Origin of the sequence: Aliivibrio kagoshimensis (genome assembly GCF_050337105.1) — a bacterium.
Classification (GTDB): Bacteria; Pseudomonadota; Gammaproteobacteria; order Enterobacterales; family Vibrionaceae; genus Aliivibrio_A; species Aliivibrio_A kagoshimensis.
This window is the reverse complement of record NZ_JAKJSQ010000002.1, coordinates 80602-101230: the sequence shown is the minus strand read 5'-3', so window position 1 is coordinate 101230 and position 20629 is coordinate 80602. Positions and strand designations below refer to the sequence as shown.

The following is a 20629-nucleotide window of genomic DNA, read 5'->3' as shown; positions in this document are numbered from 1 at the left end:
ACTGCAGAGAGTGACATCAATGAGAAAACCAGAAGCACTAATTGGCGAATCAGAATCATTTCTTTCTGTATTAGATCAAACCTCGCGATTGGCTGCAATTGACCGTCCTATCTTAATCTTAGGGGAGCGCGGTACAGGTAAAGAGCTTATCGCAAAACGTTTACACTATCTGTCAAAAAGATGGAATCAGTCGCTGATTTCTCTTAATTGTGCCGCACTGGGTGAAGGGGTCATTGATTCCGAACTGTTTGGTCATGAGTCCGGGTCATTTACCGGCGCCAAGAATAGGCACCAAGGCCGCTTTGAACGTGCTGAAGGTGGAACGCTATTTTTGGACGAGTTAGCCACTGCCCCCGTCGGCGTTCAAGAAAAACTGCTTCGAGTTATTGAGTATGGTGAGTATGAACGAGTGGGTGGCTCTAAAACTCAAACGTCTGATGTTCGCTTGATTTGCGCCACAAATACCGACCTCCACCAGCTGATTGAACAAGGTAAATTCAGAGCCGATCTATTGGATCGCCTCGCGTTTGATGTGATTCATCTTCCTCCACTCCGTCATCGAGAGGGAGATATCCTGCTACTGGCAGAGCACTACGCTATCAAAATGTGTCAAGAGATCGGTTTAACGTACTTTCCCGGTTTTTCTGTGCATGCAAAAGCGGTGTTAGCCAGTTACGCTTGGCCAGGTAACATCCGTGAGTTAAAAAATGTCATTGAACGTTCTGTATTTCATCATGGTGTTGAAGATATGGAAGTAGATACTATTTATCTTGACCCTTTTGCCACAGCTTGGACTGATACGCCAAAAGAAGAGAAAGACGAACAAATCAGTAATAAAACTGAACTTCCTACCCTACCGATGAATTTCAAAACTTGGCAACATGAGCAGGAGAAATCTTTGTTGGAATTAGCAATGAAAACGTCGCAATTTAACCAGAGAAAAGCCGCAGACTCACTCGGGTTAAGTTACCACCAACTGCGCGGCATGCTGCGTAAACATGCCTTTGAGGGTGACTTAGAAAAGTGATAGTGGTAGCAATTGAGGAATAGTGTTAAAATTAAAAGACTTGTTTTCATTCATAAGCCACTGTTATGCATACTATGACACGTTTACTTGCTATCTTTTTTAGCATTTTAACTCTCTTCGGTTGCAATGACACAGTAGAGAACGCCCAAGTAAAACAGCACGGTTTTATTTATTGCGGTTTAGGTAGTCCAACCTCTTTTAATCCCCAGCTTAGTCAAGGTGGTTTGATTGTGGATACCATTGGTCCACAAATTTTCGATCGCCTGCTTGAATTCGATCCATTAGTCCATGTGCCCAGACCTAGCTTGGTTCGACGTTGGTCTGTAGATAAAGAGGGCACCACGTTTACCTTTACTCTACGTCCCAACATCGCCTTTCAGACCACAGAATGGTTCACACCAACACGGACTTTGAACGCTGACGATGTGGCGTTTAGTTTTCAACGATTGATTGATCCCAACCACCCTTACCACCAAGTCAACAATGGTTACTACCCGTGGTTTACCGGCATCAACTTTTTTAACTTGGTCAAATCAGTCACTGCAATCTCCGAGATGGAGGTTGAATTTAAGCTCTATCACTCAGACATCACTTTTCTATCCTCTTTAGCGACCGGTTTTTCCGTTATTCACTCCGCCGAATATGGTCAACAACTCCTCGACAATAACACCCCTGAGCTCATTGATTCTCAGCCTGTAGGCACGGGCGCTTTTTATCTTGATGATTATCAACCAGATGATCTTATTCGATTGAAAAAGCACACTGCCTATTGGAAAGGCGAACCAAAAATGGACCAAGTGGTGTTTGATATATCAGCACGAGGTACAGGATCGCTCGCGAAGCTTCTGCGCGATGAGTGTGATGTAATGTCCTCTCCAGCCGCCAGTCAAATTCCAGCGTTAACTCAAGCGAAACACATTACTTTGCATGTTCAAACTGCCATGAACATCTCCTATATAGCAGTCAATCACTCCAATCCTTCTCTGGCAGATTTGCGTGTTCGTCAAGCCATTAACTTTGCTATTGATCGTAACAATATTCTGCATACCGTCTATTACAAAACGGGCGTTGAAGCAAAAACCATTCTGCCGCCAACCTCATGGGCATACAGTGAAGAGAGTATCCAGATAGCGTTCAATCGCCAGCAAGCACAATCGCTGTTAAATGATGCTGGGTATCAAGATGGATTGAGCTTGACGTTATGGGTGCCATCCATTTCAAAACCGTATAACCCTAGTCCAAGAAAAACCGCTGAGCTAATTCAAAGTGATCTTGCCAAAATAGGAATTAAGGTTCAATTGGTTACTGCTGAGACCTATGCACGTCTAGGGGTACAACAAACCAAAGCCATTGACCTATTTCTAACTGGCTGGGTGGCGAATACTGGCGACCCCGATAGCTTTTTACGCCCAATTTTATCTTGTGATGCCAAACAAGCCGCATTGAATTCGGCTATGTGGTGTAACCCTGAATTTGATAAATTGCTTGATCTTGCGAGGGAAGCGAATAACATGCGAAACCGAAAAGAGATCTATACTGAAGCTCAGCAGTTGCTTAACGATATCATGCCCATTGTCCCAATTGCCCATAGTGCACAATATCAAGCCAATGATCACTCACTGCAGGGGTTTACTATTAGCCCATTTGGCTCAAATTCATTCTACCAAGTATCTAGGACTGAATAGCGGATGTTTATATATACTATTCGAAGGCTCAATCTATTTATCATCACGTTAACCATCTTGACCTTAATTGGTTATGGTTTGGTGCGTTTAGAGCCAACAACGACTTGGGCTCATATGGATTTTTGGTCCGGTTGGTTACAATACCTAGCGCAGATTATTAACGGTAACTTTGGCGTCAATCACCAAGGCTTATCCGTTATTGATGAGGTTGCCAAAGTCTTCCCAGCCACTCTAGAACTCTGTTTTTTCGCTTCTATATTGTCCTTAATAATTGGCATCCCCCTTGGCACTATTGCAGGAATGAAGCGTGGCCGCCCAATTGATACCATCATCTCGTCAACCGCTTTAATGGGTTACTCAATGCCGCTGTTTTGGATTGCGCTACTTTCCATTATGTTCTTCTCTTTACGTTTAGGCTGGTTACCGGTTTCTGGTCAATACAGTTTGTTGTATGAAGTTGAAGCAAAAACAGGCTTTACCATTATCGATACACTTCTACTTAACGATCCTAATCGAGGTTACATCTTAGTCGATGTGGTCAACCACCTTATTTTACCTACCGTAGTGCTTGCGTTAGCACCAATGACTGAAGTCATCAGACAGATGCGAGTTTCAGTGGCAAATGTCATTACTCAGAACTACATCAAAGCAGCACAGACACGAGGATTGTCAAAATATGAGATCATTGTCCGTCATGTGATCAGGAACTCTCTACCTCCTATTATTCCTAAATTAGGTATTCAAATGTCTGGCATGTTAACAGCAGCGATGATGACAGAGTCAATCTTTAACTGGCCAGGAATTGGACGCTGGTTGCTCAATGCCATCGGCAATCAAGATTATGTCTCTATTCAAGCGGGTGTACTTGCCGTGGCGAGCTTTGTATTAACCGCCAATATTATTACTGATTTAATTGGGGCGATCGCAAACCCTCTCGTAAGGAAGCAGTGGAATGCTATCTAATAACGTCTACCAAGAAGAGCATATCCCGACGCCACGAGAGCGCTTTTTAAGCAGCTATCGTGCTAACTCGATCGCTGTTTTTGGTTTTTGGTGCCTCTCCCTCTTATTGTTCGTGACGCTTCTTGCTCCATGGATTGCCCCTTATGATGCACAGTGGAAATCAGGTGTCCTTCTGCAGCCTCCCTCATGGAATAATTTAGGTACCATTGAATACTTTTTAGGTACCGATGACCTTGGTCGAGATATCCTTTCTCGTTTGATTGCGGGCTCTAGACTCACCTTTGGGTATGCCATTGTTGTCGCACTGTTATCCGCGATTATTGGCACCATAATTGGTGTCTTCGCAGGAATGACCAAAGGGCTACTCTCTAGCGTTCTCAATCACCTTTTAGATACCGTCATGTCAATACCATCTATGTTATTGGCTATCATTTTTGTGGCGTTTTTAGGTACTGGTGAATTTAATATCCTTCTGGCTATCTGGTTTTCATTAATCCCCCGTTTTATTCGCTCTGTCTATACGGCAGTGCATAACGAAGTAGAGAAAGATTACATCATTGCTGCCCGATTGGATGGTGAGAATAATTTCTACTTATTGTGGTATTCCATATTACCCAACATCATGGCTGGTATAGTCGCGGAGCTCACCTTAGCTATCTCCGTGGCCATTTTAGATATCACCGCCTTAGGCTTTTTAGGCTTAGGAGCTCAAGCACCAAGCCCTGAGTGGGGAGCGTTACTCGGTGATTCAATAGAACTTATCTACATTGCCCCGTGGACGGTGACACTTCCGGGGTTGTTCATCACGTTTACCGTGGTGGTGGTTAATTTAGTGGGCGATGGAATTCGTCACGCAATCGAAGCTGGAACTGAATAATGCCTTTACTTGATATTCGCCACCTAACGATTGAGTTAGATACCCCTCATGGGATGGTTAAAGCTGTCGATCGTGTCAGTTTGACTCTAAATGAAGGAGAAATACGTGGTTTAGTCGGTGAGTCTGGCTCAGGAAAAAGTCTGATTGCCAAAGCGATTATTGGCATCACCAAAGAGAACTGGCGCATTACAGCTGATAGGATGAGACTCGGTAATATCGATCTGCTCACCCTAACTACACGACAAAGAAGAAAAGTCATCGGCCGTGAGTTAGCCATGGTATTTCAAGAGGCTTCATCCTGTTTAGACCCTTCCGAGGAAGTTGGACACCAACTTGAAGAATCAATTCCATCTGACAGCTTTGAAGGACGTTGGTGGCAGCGAGTTCAATGGCGACGAAAACAGGCGATCGCTTTACTGCATAAAGTGGGTATCAAAAACCATAAAAGCTTTATGAAATGCTACCCGTATGAGTTAACCGACGGCGAATGTCAAAAACTGATGATCGCTATGGCCATCGCTAAAAAGCCAAGGTTATTGATTGCCGATGAACCAACCAACGATCTCGATCCCATTACGCAGTCACAAATATTCCGGTTATTAAGCCGTCTTAATCAGCTCAGTGACACCACCATACTTCTGATCAGTCACGATTTGGTGACTGTCACTCAGTGGGTGGATCGCATCACCGTGATGTACTGCGGTCAATCGGTAGAGTCTGGTAGCCGTACACAGATATTAGAGTCTCCGAAACACCCCTATACCGTGGCTCTACTTCGAGCAATGCCCGACTTTAGCCAAGAGACAATTCCACACAAATCCATCTTAGAGTCGCTTCCTGGTTCGATTCCACCACTGCAGCATCTACCCATAGGTTGTCGCCTCGGACCACGTTGTCCGCAAGCTCAACGTACCTGTGTTCAGATGCCAAAACGTCGCCGTTTGAAAGATCACAAATTTAGCTGCCACTTCCCGCTTAATTACGTTGAGAAGTGTCCATCGGATAAGAAGAAAGGTGAGAAACAACCTAAGCGGTGTGGAGAGGAATTATGAGTGCGCTTTTAGAAGTCACCGACCTACAAAAAGATTACAAATTTAGAACAGGGTTGTTTAAAAAACGGCATATTAAAGCCGTTAAGCCCGTATCTTTCTCACTGGAAGCAGGACAAACACTCGGTTTTATCGGTCAAAATGGTTCTGGGAAATCGACCCTCGCTAGAATGCTTGCAGGGGTAGTGAAGCCGTCCGCCGGAATCATTACGGTCAACGGGGAAGAGCTAAAACACAAAGATTACCAGACACGTAGCGGTCTGATTCGGATGATTTTTCAAGATCCTAACACCTCACTTAACCCTCGCTTACAGATTGGTCGCATTCTTGAGGGGCCGTTAAAGAGAAACACGCACATGAGTCCTCAAGCGCGTGAAAAACGTATCTTCGCCACTCTAAAACGGGTCGGTCTACTTCCAGAGCATGCCTACTTTTACCCTCAAATGCTTGCTACTGGGCAGAAGCAAAGAGTATCACTAGCTCGAGCGTTGATCCTTCAGCCCAGTATTATCGTGGCTGATGAAGCACTCAATGGTTTAGACATGGCGATGCGCTCGCAAATCATTAATCTCTTCTTAGAGCTGCAAGAGGAGATGGCGATCTCATTCATCTACGTGTCGCAACATATTGGCGTAGTCAAACACATCACAGACAAAGTCATGGTAATGCACCATGGTGAAGTGGTTGAGAAAGGGCCGACCCAAGAGGTGTTTGCCAATCCGCAACATAAGATCACTAAAAAACTTATTCAGAGCCACTTTGATGCACCAACCCATGATCGGAAATTGAGATCAAACAGTGTTACTCCAAAACTGGTGGTGTAAAGCTGTAACATACTGGATACTGAGCTGGAAGAGGTCACTTAATCATTGAGAGTTAAGATTACTTGACCTGTCTACAGGTATCGACTTTAGAATGGTTCGCTTTGTATACTTAAGCAAAGAGGCACCTTTCCTTGTATCAGTTACCAGAATTAAGACAATCAACGATATTTCGGCTCTTTGACAACCTACCACCAACAATGAAAGGGATCACTCTTGCCCTTTTATCTACCGCACTGTTTACGATAGTTGGAGTATTTGTTCGACAACTCAGTACTGACTATGACACCTTTCAGATCCTATTTTTTCGTCAGTCAATCTTTATGCTTTTGCTTATCCCTTCTATGAGTAAAAATATGAGTGTGCTACTTAAGCCCAACAAAGTACCCCTTCACTTACTAAGAATTGTAGGGGCTTTTACAGCGCTGTACTTTGGCTTTATAACAGTGAGTAATATTCCTTTTGCTGATGCGACAGCACTCGGTTTCTTACAGGTACTCTTCGTGGCTTTGATCGCACGCTTTGTATTAGCAGAACAGATCACCAACAGTCGCATTTTTACTATTGTAGGTGGATTTATCGGAGTAATGGCTGTGATTCGACCTACTTTCACGGAAAGTCACACTCTGTATGTTTCATCTGGCATGATCGCGGCACTAGGGGCAGCAATAGCTGTCGTATGCGTTAGAAAAGTGGCGCAAAGTGAACCCAAGATCACTTTAATGGCATACCAAGCACTGGCTATTGGCTGCATAGCACTCATACCAACCCTTTACCTATGGCGAACGCCTACCATTGAAGATGTAGTATTACTCTTACTCGTTGGCATCATCTCTTCACTTGCACAGTATGTGGGCATATCTGCTTATAAATGGGCGCAAGCCAACATCATTGCCAACGTTGAGTATGTAAAGATAATCTATTCTCTAATTATTGGGTTCGTTGTCTTTGCCGAAACTCCTGATTTATGGTCAATAGTTGGAGCAATGATTATTCTCACAAGCGCATTGCTTCCATTGTTGTGGTCTTATTATCAAACAACTAAAGAAGGTTGACCTACATGTTGAGCATCAAACAATTTTGTGAGCAGCTTGAAGTGTCTCGTACAACGGTTCTCTATTACGAGCGAAAGGGGTTACTCACTCCAGCAGCTAGAACGTCTAGTGGTTATCGCCAATATGGAGAGCGAGAACTTGAAAAGTTTAAAACTATTCTTGCTTATCGTTCCTATGGCATACCCGTCAGTGAGATTGAGAGTCTACTACAGCAATCACAAGATAAAGATCGAGATAGAGTACTGAGGCAACAGTTTTCTGCCCTCGATTTAGAAATTCAGAAGTTGCGTCAGCAGCAGCACTCCATTATGGCCTTGCTTAAAGAGCCTGAACTGATTAATCAAGGTTTACTCACCAAGGAGCGCTGGACAGAAATATTGAGGGAATCTGGGATGGATGATCAAGATATGATCAATTGGCACAAGCGTTTTGAGCAGATGGAGCCGCTTGGACACCTAAAATTCCTACAATCTTTGCATATTGATGACGATGAAATTGAGCAAATAAGAGAGTGGTCACGAAAGTCTTAGAGTAAACAAAGCTTTTGCCCCAAAGTGAGTTTGTGCAATAAACTAGAGAATAATCTGGTCGGAGAATTTCCCTACTGTTCCTAATGGTATTAGTATCTATTGATACATGACAATAGTGGAGTCACCCGATGAGATCACCATTTCAGGTACTAATATTTCCATATAAATTGGAAATCTCAGAACCCATATTTTTGATTGCTTGCCGAACAGACAATGGGGAATGGCAGGCGATTTCTGGCGGTGGTGAAGATCAAGAGTCGCTGTGCGATGCCGCAAAAAGAGAGCTATATGAAGAGGCGTCGTTAATAGGTAGTGATTGGGTTCAATTAGATTCTATGTGTATGTTACCTAGAGTTTTTTATTCTGGTCACGAAAAATGGGTCGATCATCCTTATGTGATACCAGAATATTCATTCTCAGTGCAAGTTTCGGGAGAACCAAAGTTATCTTCAGAACACACGGAATTTCGTTGGTGTAAGGCTTCTGAAGCGAATGAACTTCTTAAGTATGATTCAAATCGAACAGCTTTATGGGAGTTATGCGAACGACTCAAAGCCCATCACATGTAGATTGAAAATCGAATCTATCCAGAGATGTATCAGCGGGACAATAGCTAGAACGTTTATGCCCCAAGACGAGTTACAATTGTGTATTGTACTAGATTGGTAGTCAGTGATCGTTTCATATCAAGGATATGTAACGGTGTCGTTTTGAATGATTAAGTATTGTTATATGATTATGTTATCTACTTCATTTCTAATAAGTTCAGATGGATTTCAAACTTTATAAGTATATGCCTTTACGGCCAGATTTTTTTACAAATAGATGGCTTCGTGCATCAACTCGTACTGCTTTAAATGATCCATTTGAAATCATCGCAAGTGATGAGTATCTGATTGATATGGTTATGTCTTTATCTATTTTCAAAGAAAAAGGAAGAAGTAAAACTAGGGATGAAGCAATCGAATTTTTGGGAAGTTCTGAGTCTGAAGGGGCGGATGATGTTTTTTTCTTGAATCATGGTGTCATCAGCTTTACAGAGACTAGAGATAACTTATTGATGTGGGCGCACTATGCAGAACAGCACCAAGGTATGGTAATCGAGTTTGATAGCAAGCATGAGTTTTTTTCATCTAAGTATGTTACGAAGAATAACTCTCATGAAGGGCGGTTAAGTAGGGTTTTATATAGAAAGGAGCGTTTAGCATCGGTTAATAATTATTTGATGGAGTTATATCTACATAAGTCTGATGAGTGGGCTTATGAGAAAGAGCATCGATTAATATTAGATTTGGTAACCGCAGATAAGAAACTAATTCACAAGAATAAAGTAGACTCCTTTTCAGTAGTTCTAAATATGGATTTTCAGGCAGAAAAACAGCGACATAGTGACCTCATAGCCATCCCAGAGCATCAAGCTCGAAGCCATTATCTACTACGTCATAAAGACGTATTATGTATGTATGAAGTTCCCAAAGAAGCCATAAAGTCAGTAACCTTTGGATGTAACGCAGATGAATCTCTGATCAATACGGCGCGAGACTATTTATCTGATTATGATATCCAGTTGCAAAAAGCACGGATCGATAGCGTTGACTATCGGCTACGGTTCGAAGATTTGTAACTTTTTTTTTGGTAAGAAACTGACTTGTATATTTAACCGTCTGTTTTGCGTCTAATTCAATTGCAAAAAATAGATAATGAACCTTTTACAAGCACTAATTAGTGCAGTGGTATTTTTCGCTATTAATGATACGAGCAGTTATCTGGTGGTGGGATCTACACCAAATAAGGCTAACTTACTTCTGTCCAAATATGTTTCAGCGTGATCATTGTATTTATTACCGTGGCTCGTTAGTATCGGGGGATATTAACTGAATGATTGAACTCGTGATGGGACCAAATAGATGAGAAATTGGATATTTTTAGTGGCGTGTGTTGCCAGCGCGGTGTGGATGGTCTTCGATTCAGGAAAGTCTGATCAAGTATTGTCGATGTTTCAGGGCATCACATTACCCAATGCCAACGAACTGATGGAGTATGTTGGGCAAGGGTTCTACTATGTGGCATTGCTTATCGGTCTCGTATATTTGGGCCGTAAGTTTAAGAGACAACGCCAAAATAGTGATCAATGAGTTGCTTTTTAGGCTTTGATAGCCATCGATGCGCTTTTATTGGGTCGCCAAATACGGCTTCAGCTTGTGCGGTAAGTCGAGCAGCACGAATTGCCTTTGCGCTTTCATCACAAGTGAGTTGTTCATTCTTGGCAAGTCGATGGCTGAGTGTTCTCGATGCGATGACCCACTGCAGCTCTGCACGAGAAAAACCGTGATCTTGTAATCGTGTTAATACTCTCGGATCAACCCCCTTTCGTGCCAATGTAGAGTAGTCCATCTCGTTCAATACCTCCCAACCAAACCATTGTGTGAGCATTGAACTTACTCGGCTGGAAATAGGTATGTCTGATGGTTTGGTTGTAATGTGCACTACGACAACTCACTATCCAAACTCACCGGATATAACACTGCGCTCTCGCTCTTCATCAATGGTCTCCTGTAGTAGCGTTTGTAGCCAATTAAGGTCTTGTTGCTGCAGGTTATCACTGATGACATAGGCGAAGGCCATGCGTTTAGAGGTAACATTTGCGTAGCGGTAGGTTGACTCTCTGTCGGGTTGCTTTGCTTCATAGCTCAGCGCTTTTCCAGACTCAATTGGACACAGTGCTGACAGAGCGATCATCAACTCAAGTGGTGTACGGGTACTTGCAATACGATACAGATAACCCTGTTCCACCTTCTGCTTTACCCAGTAGCCAAATTGATTGAGATCGAGTAGCTCTCGGGAAAGCAGCTGCGCATCACTTTTAAAAGCCCATTTACTCAGTTTAACTGGGGTGTATTTAAACTCAGGTTGCCCAGAGTTCAGATCGATATTTGGACTAATTAACGCTGAGACTTTGGCACTACTGGCAGTGTTGTCACTCCAATGGATTGGAACAAAAAGCTGATGACGTTTTATCGCTTGAGTGAGATTGACCCTAACCTTAACCTCTCCCAAACGGCTGCTGATAATCACAATATCACCGCTAGATAGCCCATGCTCTGCGGCTAATTGTGGATTCACCTCTACATAGGGTTCTGGCGTATGAGCACCGAGACGGGCGGTAAGACCTGTGCGGGTCATGGTGTGCCAATGGTCGCGCACTCGGCCGCTATTGAGTATCAGAGGGAACGCCTCACAACTCCTGCTTTTAGGTTGTTGATGTGATACCGCGATAAAATTGGCTTTGCCATTAGGGGTATAAAATCGGCCATTACTGAACATTCGTTGATGAGTCACCTGTTTTTGTAGCACTGCTACTGGCCACTGTTGTGGGGTCAGCCTGTTATATCCTTCATCAGACAGATCCGCTAAACCAATCAAATTTAAATCTCGTTGATAGCCATCTCGATTATCTAACGCCGTCATTTTCACATATTCATCAAAAATCTCACCTTCATGAACGTAATCGAATGCCTCTCCAAACCCCATCTTTTGAGCAAGCTGTGAAATGATCCACCAGTCGGGCTTCCCCTCTCCCGGAGTTGGCAGAATGCGTCGCTGCCTTGAAATACGTCGCTCAGAGTTAGTCACCGTTCCCGATTTTTCACTCCACCCTTGCGCGGGCAGCAGTACATTGGCAAGGCGCGTGGTATCCGTATCTGCTATACAATCTGAAACAACCACCAGCGGACATTTGGCGAGGGCTTGTTTTATCTTATTACTGTCAGGCATACTCACCACTGGATTAGTCGCCATGATCCATACCGCTTTTATACTGCCGTCGTTAATGGCATCAAACAGCTCTACCGCCTTCAGACCGGGTTGCTTGGCCAGTGTGGTCGTTTGCCAGTAGTTACTGACCATTTGATGATGAGTTGAGTTACCAAAGTCCATATGTGCGGCCAATGTATTCGCCAGTCCGCCCACCTCACGGCCCCCCATCGCATTGGGCTGTCCCGTGACGGAAAACGGCCCCATCCCTACGCGCCCTATCCTACCCGTCGCTAGATGACAATTGATGATGCTGTTAACTTTATCGGTGCCGTGCGACGATTGGTTCACTCCTTGTGAATAGATGGTTACCACTTTTTCTGTGTGACAAAACGCCTGATAAAACTGTTTAAGCCCCTCCTCCTTGACGCCTAATGTTTCAGCCAACTGCTCATCGTTTTCGGAATCCATCAGAGCTGAATGGAGCGCCTTATCAAACCCTTGGCTGTGCTTCTCAACGTAGGTTGTGTCGATTTGTCCAGACATAGCCAACGCATTGAGTAATCCATTGAACAGAGCGACGTCTGTCCCTGGATGAATGGCCAAGTGCAGGTCCGCGATATCGCAGGTCACGGTTTCACGAGGATCGATCACCACAATAAACAGATTCGGTCTCTTCTCTTTCTCTGCTCGCAATCGCTGCATCAGAACAGGGTGACACCAAGCCAGGTTAGAACCGGTAATCACCACCATATCGGCCATCTCTAGATCTTGATAACAGACCGGCATAGTGTCAGAACCAAATGCACGTTTGTGCCCGGCCACTGTTGATGACATACACAGGCGTGAGTTAGTGTCTATGTTTCCGCTGCCTATAAATCCTTTCATCAGCTTATTGGCAACATAGTAATCTTCCGTTAACAGCTGACCTGACACATAAAAAGCGACCGAATCTGGCCCATGCTTTTCTATCGTATCAATAAACTGTTGAGCGACATGATCCAGCGCTTGATCCCAATTGCTTTCAATGCCCTCTATGGATGGGTGAAGCATGCGCCCTTGGTGAGTCACCGTTTCACCCAGCGCCATGCCTTTCGAGCAGAGTCGTCCATAGTTAGAAGGGTGGTCTTGATCGCCTCGTACATCAAGCTGGCCTTCTGCATTGGGTTTTACTTCAACCCCGCAGCCTACTCCACAATAAGCACACGTGGTTTTTACCCAAGGACTCTTCGTTAACATCATGCTTCCTCATATCAATAGATTGGTTTCTTCAAAACCTGTTTCTCTTAAAACTATTGAGCAAGGAGCACACCAAGATTCAATTTTTTATGTGTACATTTTAGAAAACAATATAAATATCACTAATAAACAAAGTGTTAATGATGAAGTTCTTTTTATTACAACCCTTTTTAAGGCTCATATTCGCAAATTTTGAGTGAAGATATCGACCTCCATGCTTCATTTTGGTGTGTCTCGCACCACAAAAGAACAACTTAACGCGCTTTGAATGCACTTTCTCCATATCGTTTATCGGTCACTCCCTTCAAAAAACAACCATAACCACCTGATTAATAGCAAGTAATTAAATTAATCAACGCCTAATCTCATTAATTGGCATCTTCTTTGCTCTAAGCTCATTAACGCAATGTTTACTGTATTAAGGATTGATTGATGATTTATGAAAAGAGCCACAATGGTGTTATTACCTTTACAGGGACTGATTTCAAATCCGACAATGTTGCTGCTATCACTTATGGTACCGTGCATTTAGTTGGCGCAGGTCCCGGTGACCCCGAGCTGCTGACTATCAAAGCGCTGAATCAAATTCAAAACTCGGACGTGATTATCTATGACAATTTAGTCAGCGAAGAGATCCGCGCTTTGATGCCAAGCTCAGCGGAGTCAATATATGTTGGTAAAGCCAAAGGGTGTCACAGCTCGACACAGGATGAGATAAACCAGCTGATTATTTACAAAGCCAAACAGGGCCTCAGTGTCTGTCGTTTAAAAGGTGGAGATGCCTTTGTCTTTGGCCGTGGCGCCGAAGAGATGTTGGCTTTAAAAAAACAGAATATTGACGTTATGATCACCCCCGGGATCACTGCAGCAGCAGGTTGCAGTAGCTATGCAGGGATCCCCCTCACACATCGTGGGCTGTCACAAGGCTGTACCTTTGTCACAGCCCATGCCGAAAAAGAGCTCGATATTAATTGGCAAGCACTCGCTAATCTTCAGCACACCTTAGTTTTTTACATGGGATTAAGTAAATCCAACATGATAGAGACTCGGTTAATGGCTGAGGGATTGGCTAGCAGTACGCCAGTTGCTCTTATTGAAAATGGTTGCTGTCCACAACAGCGGGTAATCACTGGAACTCTCTCTCAACTATCAAGCTTAGTAAGTCGTCACCAGGTGAAATCACCCGCACTGATCATGGTAGGCGAGGTCGTTTCACTGGCCGACCAACTTCAATGGTTTAGCACCTATTCGGACGCAAACGCTGAACTACTCCCGAAACAGTTTGAAAAGTACATGCAGCTAACTGCCTAAAATAACTATAAATCTAATAAATTATCTATGGAAAGGAAGCCTTAATGAGTAATGCAGCGAAAAACAGAGAACGCATTGTTGTGGTCGGAAATGGTATGGTCGGCCATAAATTTATCGACACCTTAATTAACGATCACAGAGACCAGTATGAAATTATTACTTTTTCAGAAGAGTCCCGTCTCGCCTATGACAGGGTGCAGCTTAGTGGTTACTTTTCCGGAAAATCTGCCGATGACTTAGCACTGACTGATGCCTCTTATTATCAAGAGAATGGCATTCACTTTGTGCTCAATGACAAAGTTACCCAACTAGACCATGTCAATAATCAGGTCGTGACTGCCAGTGGCCGCGTTGAACCCTATGATAAGTTAGTACTTGCTACTGGTTCTTTCCCTTTTGTTCCCCCGATTCCTGGTAACGACAAAGCACACTGCCATGTCTATCGTACTATTGATGATCTTGAGAAAATCACCGCTTCAGGCGCGCAAAGCAGAGTCGGAGTCGTGATTGGTGGTGGTCTGCTTGGACTTGAAGCGGCTAATGCCCTAACCCACTTAGGTTTAGAGACACACGTGGTTGAGTTTGCGCCTCGATTGATGGCGGTACAACTTGATGAAGGTGGCGGTAAATTACTGCGTCGTAAGATAGAAGCGCTCGGCGTTCAGGTACACACTGAGAAGGCAACCACTGAGATTATTGATGGAGAGACGTGTCGATACCGCATGAATTTTGCTGATGGCAGCTTTTTAGAAACAGATACCATCGTTTTCTCAGCAGGCATACGACCTCAAGATGAATTGGCACGACAGTTTGGCCTGACCATCGGTGAACGAGGTGGGATTGTCATCAACAATCAATGCCAAACGAGTGTTGAGAACATCTATGCTATTGGTGAATGTGCACTGTGGGATAATAAGATATTTGGCTTAGTTGCACCTGGGTATCAAATGGCAAAGGTGACAGCATCACACATTAGTGGTGGCGATGCCTGCTTCACTGGTGCTGATATGAGTACTAAATTGAAACTGCTTGGGGTTGATGTGGCCAGTATTGGTGATGTTCACGGTAATACTCCCGGCGCCCAGTCATACACGTATAACGATGAGATAGAGCAAATCTATAAACGTTTGATCGTCTCTGCTGATGGTAAGAAGATTGTCGGCGCAGTGCTTGTGGGTGATGCTGAGGCGTATGGCACGTTACTTCAAACCCTATTGAATGACATGACGCTGCCTGAAAACCCATCCGTACTGATTCTACCTAACCATGGGGATGAAAGTGCCGGCAGCGGCTTAGGCATTGATGCGCTGCCTGATAGCGCCTCTATCTGTTCATGTTTTGATGTGACCAAAGGCGATATTAAGCAAGCCGTCGCGGCGGGTTGCACCACAATGTCTGATCTTAAAACGTCTACAAAAGCTTCTACTGGTTGTGGAGGCTGTTCTGCATTAGCAAAACAGGTACTGGAATCGGAATTGTCCAATTTAGGTTTTGAAGTAAACAATGACCTCTGTGAGCACTTTTCTTATTCACGCCAACAACTGGCCGATATTGTTCGCGTCAAAAAGATCACTCATTTTGATCAGCTCCTTGAGAGTCATGGGCAGGGGTTAGGCTGTGAAATCTGTAAACCTACTGTGGGTTCAATCCTCGCCTCTTATTGGAATGACTATGTGTTGGATGACCAACATATGGAACTGCAAGACACCAACGATATCTACCTAGGGAACATGCAAAAAGATGGAACATATTCTGTAGTTCCAAGAATTGCCGGCGGAGAGATTACCCCAGATAAACTGATTGTATTAGGGCAGGTAGCAAAAGAGTTTGACCTTTATACCAAGATTACCGGCGGACAACGGGTTGATTTATTTGGGGCACAGCTGCACGAGTTACCCATTATCTGGAAAAAGCTTATCGATGCAGGTTTTGAAACTGGCCACGCCTATGGTAAGTCCGTTCGAACCGTCAAGTCTTGTGTCGGCAGTACCTGGTGTCGATATGGCGTTAAAGACAGTGTCGGATTCGCGATCGATATAGAGAATCGCTACAAAGGGTTACGCTCACCACATAAGTTGAAGTTTGCGGTATCTGGTTGCACTCGAGAGTGCGCTGAAGCTCAAACCAAAGATGTCGGTATTATTGCCACTGACAAAGGTTGGAATCTCTATGTGTGCGGTAATGGAGGAATGCGCCCTCGTCACGGTGATCTCTTTGCCACTGATCTTAATGACCAACAGCTGCAGCAAACCATAGACCGTTTTCTAATGTTCTACATCCGTACCGCTGACCGATTGCAACGCACCTCAGTCTGGCTTGAAAATTTGGATGGTGGTTTGGATTACCTGAAATCCGTCATTATTGAAGATAGCCTCGGCATTGCCAGTGAGCTTGAAAACGAAATGGCACACAACGTTAAACAGTATCAATGTGAATGGAAAACCACCATTGAAAATCCAGAAAAACTGAAACGATTCCAGCACTTTATTAATAGTAAAGCCATCGATGATCATTTGGAGTTTACGACTGAACGCGAACAGCGTTTTCCTCACAGTAAATTAAACAATAATCAGATCGACGTTGTCGAACTTACCGAGATATAGGGGAATATTATGAGCCAATGGACTGACATTTGTAAGCAAAGTCACCTTACACCCAACACGGGAATTTGCGCACAATTCAATCAACAACAAGTTGCAATTTTTTTCTGCCAACGACAACAGAGCCTCTACGCCGTATCCAATTATGATCCTATTGGGGATGCCAATGTTATATCCAGAGGCATGATGGGCTCTATAGAGAGTGATCTCTATGTCTCTTCACCACTGTATAAGCAGCATTTCCACCTAGAAACTGGTCTCTGTCTTGAAAATCCAGAACACCGTTTAAAAACCTATTTAGTACGTGTCAGCAACGATATGGTTCAGCTTAGAGAGGCTTCATCTATCTAAACACGTGCAAACAGTGGCATTCACTGCGACACGGTGAATTATAAATTCGATTTTAAGGAAATTCTCATGAGTACACCCTCATTCAATCTTTTTGCTTTTACCGGCAAAATGAAGATTCTTCACCTCAGTTGGATGGCATTTTTTATCACCTTTATGGTGTGGTTCAATTTTGCACCATTACTTCAAGCGGTAAAAGAGACGCTAGGACTGACCACAGAACAAGTAAAAACCTTACTGATTCTTAACGTTGCTATCACCATCCCTGCCCGAGTCATCGTGGGATCACTCACCGATAAATTTGGCCCAAAGCTAGTTTATTCGGCACTATTAATTTTTTGCTCGATCCCTTGTTTTGTTTTCGCCTTTTCTGAAAGCTTCATTCAAGCTGCCATTGCACGTTTTGCCCTTGGTTTTATTGGCGCTGGCTTTGTCATCGGTATTCGACTTGTATCAGAATGGTTTCCACACAATGAACTTGGTACGGCAGAAGGTATCTATGGTGGATGGGGTAACTTTGGCTCAGCGGCAGCAGCATTCACGCTTCCAACCGTTGCTTTGCTATTTGGAGGTGAAGACGGTTGGCGATACGCAATGGCATTAACAGGTCTGTTTAGCTTACTTTTTGGAGTGATCTTCTATTTTAATGTTTCCGATACACCGAAGGGCTCTACCTACTTTAGACCCGCTAATCTCACCGCTATGGAAGTGACGTCAAAAAGCGATTTCTGTTTACTGCTCATTATGAAAGTACCAATGTATGCAGCGCTTGCTCTTCTTGCTTGGAAGCTTTCTCCATCAAATATCGCGATGATTTCTGCCGTGGCAACCTACTCTATTTATGCCAGTTTAGTCGTTCTTTACCTGTACGAGTTTTCACAAGTATGGAAGGTGAATAAATCCATATTTAATCAGCCAGTGGCAGAAATTCACCAATATAAGTTCAAACAAGTTGCTGTTCTAAATGTGCTCTATTTTGCCACCTTTGGCTCTGAGTTGGCGGTGGTCTCTATGTTGCCTCTCTTCTTTTCAGAAACATTTGCATTAACCCCTGTGGTAGCGGGAATGGTCGCTGCATCTTACGCCTTTATGAACCTTATTTCTCGACCAGGAGGGGGCTGGATTTCTGATAAGTTTGGCCGCAAACCAACTCTGCTTATTTTAACGGCAGGTTTGGCTCTGGGTTATCTGCTCATGGCACAAATAACCACAGAGTGGACGTTATGGCTTGCGGTTGCTGCCGCAATGATCTGTTCCTTTTTCGTACAAGCAGGAGAAGGAGCAGTCTTTGCTACGGTCCCGTTAATCAAACGTCGTATGACAGGCCAAATCGCGGGGATGACAGGTGCATATGGCAACGTGGGGGCAGTGGTTTATCTCACCGTGTTGTCATTCGTCAGTTATCAAACCTTTTTCTATGTGATCGCAGCTACTGCATTAGTAGGTTTTGCTACCCTAATCTTAATGGAAGAGCCTCAAGGGCAGATGGCAGAGGTGAACGAAGATGGTAGCGTCACCTTGATTGATGTGGCAAACCAGTAACCTGACAGGGAAGCAAATGACAATGACAACTGAAGCAAGTGATAACCTGATGGTTAAAGTGGGGGGATACTCTGAGGCAGGAATAAGAGAGAGTAATCAAGATGCATTTTCGAGTAAAAATCCAACACTTGCTTCAGAGCTCAAATATAAAGGCATCGTCGCTTGTATTGCTGATGGTGTAAGTTGCAGCAGTAACGCCCAACAAGCTAGCCACACCAGTGTGACCGAGTTTGTTCAAGACTATTATTGTACCCCAGATAGCTGGAGTGTAAAAAAATCTGCAGGACAAGTTCTACACTCGCTCAATCGCTGGCTCTATCAGCATGGCAGTCAACAGGATCTGCGACATAATGGTTCAGTGACTACGTTCAGCTCAGTTATTTTCAAATCCACTGCCGCTTACCTCTTTCATGTGGGTGATAGCCGAATATATCGTCTTCGTGACGGTGAATTAACACAGCTGACGCGTGATCATATTCAAGGACAATATGGCAAGCGCCACTTCTTAGTTCGAGCCCTTGGCATGGATATTAATCTCGACATCGATTATCAAAAAGAGGATCTGCAAAAAGGCGATCTCTTTTTACTCACAAGTGACGGTATTCATGACTGGTTAAGCCATTCGGAACTCACTCAATCACTCCTACCATTAACACACTTAGGTAAATTGAATAGCGCACAATTAGAAGCATCAACACAACAGCTGGCAGACAAGGCTATCACTGCTGGCAGCAACGATAATCTTAGTGCTTTAGCAATCTATATTGATCACGTTCCACAAGAAGATGTCACTGCACTTTTTAAACAATTGACTCAGTTTACCATTCCTCCAGCTTTGGGAGTTGGCAATGAACTTGACCACTACACCATTACCAAAGTGTTATACAGCGGCCCACGTAGCCACATCTATTTAGCAACCAATCAGCATGATAAACAGGACTATGTGTTAAAAGTCCCCTCCTTAAATTTTAGCGAGGATATCGCCTATTTAGAAGGGTTTGCCAAAGAGCAGTGGGTAGGAAGAAAGCTCAAACATCGCGCGATAATGAACGTATTCCCCCGCCCTGAAAATAGCCATTTTCTCTATCATGTTTGTGAGGCCATTGATGGGTACACATTGAGACAGTGGATGTACGATAATCCAGCGCCTTCGTTAGAAAGAGTCCGAGATATCGTCAAAAACATATTGATCGCGGTTAGAGTATTTCAACGCGCTGGGATGGTTCATCGAGATTTAAAGCCTGAAAATATCATGATCACGCAGGACAACCACATTAAAATAATCGATTTCGGAACGGTTCAGATTGATGGTATTGATGAAATCCGCTCACCATTAAACCAACATAATCCTCTTGGTGCAGTGAACTACATTGCACCAGAATATTTACATGGTGAACAAGCAAGTACCAGATCGGATCTGTTTTCAGTCGCTGTCATCACCTATGAAATGCTCACTGGAGAGCTACCTTATAAAACATTAACTACCCAATCCATAACCCAAGCACGTCATATAAAATGGAAATACCGCTCTGCGATAACCTACCGAAATGATCTCCCTCTCTGGATAGACTCCACCCTGAGGAAAGCTTGTCATCCTTTGCCCCAGCGAAGGTATGAAGCTAAGAGTGAGTTTATCGCAGACCTCTACACCCCCAATAATTCATTAATTACTGAAGGTGAAAGTGGTCCACTGATTAGTCGTAACCCAGTACGATTTTGGCAGTACATTACTCTATTTTTTGTCTTTATGGCTCTGGTTGAGTTCTATATTATTTTCAATTTATAACAAAAGAATCAATTAATAAGTACCCATGCATTTTATATGCATA

The 20629-nt window shown here is 43.7% G+C and carries 18 protein-coding genes; 16 read left to right on the top strand and 2 right to left on the bottom strand.

Annotation, left to right across the window (positions count from 1 at the left end):
* Positions 1-19: 19 nt before the first annotated feature.
* From pspF to L4C32_RS00500, 11 genes are all read left to right on the top strand, one after another.
* Positions 20-1027, top strand: coding sequence for a phage shock protein operon transcriptional activator (pspF, locus tag L4C32_RS00550; protein WP_428194894.1), 1008 nt, complete (start codon positions 20-22; stop codon positions 1025-1027).
* 74 nt (positions 1028-1101) lie between these two features.
* Positions 1102-2712 carry an ABC transporter substrate-binding protein SapA gene (gene sapA, locus L4C32_RS00545; protein WP_428194960.1) on the top strand — a complete coding sequence of 537 codons (1611 nt, stop codon included), beginning with the start codon at positions 1102-1104 and terminating at the stop codon, positions 2710-2712.
* 3 nt (positions 2713-2715) lie between these two features.
* Entirely contained in the window at positions 2716-3675 is a 960-nt protein-coding gene (locus tag L4C32_RS00540; RefSeq protein WP_428194893.1) for an ABC transporter permease, read from the top strand.
* Positions 3665-4552 (top strand): putrescine export ABC transporter permease SapC, encoded by an 888-nt coding sequence (sapC, locus tag L4C32_RS00535; RefSeq protein ID WP_428194892.1) that lies wholly within the window; start codon positions 3665-3667, stop codon positions 4550-4552. The genes L4C32_RS00540 and sapC overlap by 11 nt, the downstream gene beginning before the upstream one ends.
* Positions 4552-5604 carry a peptide ABC transporter ATP-binding protein gene (locus L4C32_RS00530; RefSeq protein WP_428194891.1) on the top strand — a complete coding sequence of 351 codons (1053 nt, stop codon included), beginning with the start codon at positions 4552-4554 and terminating at the stop codon, positions 5602-5604. Before sapC ends, L4C32_RS00530 begins: the two co-directional genes overlap by 1 nt.
* Positions 5601-6425, top strand: a complete 825-nt coding sequence (locus L4C32_RS00525; protein WP_428194890.1) for a peptide ABC transporter ATP-binding protein — start codon at positions 5601-5603, stop codon at positions 6423-6425. Before L4C32_RS00530 ends, L4C32_RS00525 begins: the two co-directional genes overlap by 4 nt.
* 197 nt (positions 6426-6622) lie before the next feature.
* Entirely contained in the window at positions 6623-7477 is an 855-nt protein-coding gene (locus tag L4C32_RS00520) for a DMT family transporter (protein ID WP_428194959.1), read from the top strand.
* Positions 7478-7482: 5 nt separating this feature from the next.
* The gene (locus L4C32_RS00515; protein WP_428194889.1) at positions 7483-8007 is read left to right on the top strand and encodes a MerR family transcriptional regulator; all 525 of its coding nucleotides are present in this window, start codon (positions 7483-7485) and stop codon (positions 8005-8007) included.
* Between the two features lie 128 nt (positions 8008-8135).
* Positions 8136-8576 (top strand): NUDIX hydrolase, encoded by a 441-nt coding sequence (locus tag L4C32_RS00510; RefSeq protein WP_428194888.1) that lies wholly within the window; start codon positions 8136-8138, stop codon positions 8574-8576.
* Between the two features lie 200 nt (positions 8577-8776).
* The gene (locus L4C32_RS00505; protein WP_428194887.1) at positions 8777-9631 is read left to right on the top strand and encodes a DUF2971 domain-containing protein; all 855 of its coding nucleotides are present in this window, start codon (positions 8777-8779) and stop codon (positions 9629-9631) included.
* A 283-nt stretch (positions 9632-9914) separates the two neighbouring features.
* The gene (locus L4C32_RS00500) at positions 9915-10142 is read left to right on the top strand and encodes a hypothetical protein (protein ID WP_428194886.1); all 228 of its coding nucleotides are present in this window, start codon (positions 9915-9917) and stop codon (positions 10140-10142) included.
* Here the strand turns inward: L4C32_RS00500 and L4C32_RS00495 are convergent.
* The gene (locus tag L4C32_RS00495; protein WP_428194885.1) at positions 10111-10494 is read right to left on the bottom strand and encodes an antitoxin Xre-like helix-turn-helix domain-containing protein; all 384 of its coding nucleotides are present in this window, start codon (positions 10492-10494) and stop codon (positions 10111-10113) included. The genes L4C32_RS00500 and L4C32_RS00495 overlap by 32 nt on opposite strands.
* Positions 10495-10506: 12 nt before the next feature.
* On the bottom strand, positions 10507-13002 hold the full coding sequence (locus L4C32_RS00490) for a molybdopterin oxidoreductase family protein (protein WP_428194884.1): 2496 nt from the start codon (positions 13000-13002) through the stop codon (positions 10507-10509).
* Between the two features lie 429 nt (positions 13003-13431).
* On the opposite strand from L4C32_RS00490, the gene cobA reads away from it, so the two are divergent.
* From cobA to L4C32_RS00465, 5 genes are all read left to right on the top strand, one after another.
* Entirely contained in the window at positions 13432-14310 is an 879-nt protein-coding gene (gene cobA / locus L4C32_RS00485) for a uroporphyrinogen-III C-methyltransferase (protein WP_428194883.1), read from the top strand.
* A 44-nt stretch (positions 14311-14354) separates the two neighbouring features.
* Complete coding sequence (gene nirB, locus L4C32_RS00480; RefSeq protein WP_428194882.1) at positions 14355-16913, top strand: nitrite reductase large subunit NirB; 2559 nt, start codon at positions 14355-14357, stop codon at positions 16911-16913.
* 9 nt (positions 16914-16922) lie between these two features.
* A complete protein-coding gene (gene nirD, locus L4C32_RS00475) occupies positions 16923-17261 on the top strand; it encodes a nitrite reductase small subunit NirD (RefSeq protein WP_428194881.1) in 339 nt (112 codons plus the stop codon).
* A gap of 66 nt (positions 17262-17327) precedes the next feature.
* Positions 17328-18800, top strand: a complete 1473-nt coding sequence (locus tag L4C32_RS00470) for a NarK family nitrate/nitrite MFS transporter (RefSeq protein WP_428194880.1) — start codon at positions 17328-17330, stop codon at positions 18798-18800.
* Positions 18801-18816: 16 nt separating this feature from the next.
* The gene (locus tag L4C32_RS00465) at positions 18817-20586 is read left to right on the top strand and encodes a bifunctional protein-serine/threonine kinase/phosphatase (RefSeq protein ID WP_428194879.1); all 1770 of its coding nucleotides are present in this window, start codon (positions 18817-18819) and stop codon (positions 20584-20586) included.
* Positions 20587-20629 lie beyond the last annotated feature (43 nt).

Coding starts and splice junctions, on each gene's coding strand:
- cobA (WP_428194883.1), top strand. CDS start 13,432: ATGATTTATGAAAAGAGCCACAATGGTGTTATTACCTTTACAGGGACT.
- L4C32_RS00505 (WP_428194887.1), top strand. CDS start 8,777: ATGGATTTCAAACTTTATAAGTATATGCCTTTACGGCCAGATTTTTTT.
- sapA (WP_428194960.1), top strand. CDS start 1,102: ATGACACGTTTACTTGCTATCTTTTTTAGCATTTTAACTCTCTTCGGT.
- L4C32_RS00525 (WP_428194890.1), top strand. CDS start 5,601: ATGAGTGCGCTTTTAGAAGTCACCGACCTACAAAAAGATTACAAATTT.
- L4C32_RS00510 (WP_428194888.1), top strand. CDS start 8,136: ATGAGATCACCATTTCAGGTACTAATATTTCCATATAAATTGGAAATC.
- pspF (WP_428194894.1), top strand. CDS start 20: ATGAGAAAACCAGAAGCACTAATTGGCGAATCAGAATCATTTCTTTCT.
- L4C32_RS00490 (WP_428194884.1), bottom strand. CDS start 13,002: ATGATGTTAACGAAGAGTCCTTGGGTAAAAACCACGTGTGCTTATTGT.
- L4C32_RS00530 (WP_428194891.1), top strand. CDS start 4,552: ATGCCTTTACTTGATATTCGCCACCTAACGATTGAGTTAGATACCCCT.
- nirB (WP_428194882.1), top strand. CDS start 14,355: ATGAGTAATGCAGCGAAAAACAGAGAACGCATTGTTGTGGTCGGAAAT.
- nirD (WP_428194881.1), top strand. CDS start 16,923: ATGAGCCAATGGACTGACATTTGTAAGCAAAGTCACCTTACACCCAAC.
- L4C32_RS00540 (WP_428194893.1), top strand. CDS start 2,716: ATGTTTATATATACTATTCGAAGGCTCAATCTATTTATCATCACGTTA.
- L4C32_RS00520 (WP_428194959.1), top strand. CDS start 6,623: ATGAAAGGGATCACTCTTGCCCTTTTATCTACCGCACTGTTTACGATA.
- L4C32_RS00465 (WP_428194879.1), top strand. CDS start 18,817: ATGACAATGACAACTGAAGCAAGTGATAACCTGATGGTTAAAGTGGGG.
- L4C32_RS00500 (WP_428194886.1), top strand. CDS start 9,915: ATGAGAAATTGGATATTTTTAGTGGCGTGTGTTGCCAGCGCGGTGTGG.
- sapC (WP_428194892.1), top strand. CDS start 3,665: ATGCTATCTAATAACGTCTACCAAGAAGAGCATATCCCGACGCCACGA.
- L4C32_RS00515 (WP_428194889.1), top strand. CDS start 7,483: ATGTTGAGCATCAAACAATTTTGTGAGCAGCTTGAAGTGTCTCGTACA.
- L4C32_RS00470 (WP_428194880.1), top strand. CDS start 17,328: ATGAGTACACCCTCATTCAATCTTTTTGCTTTTACCGGCAAAATGAAG.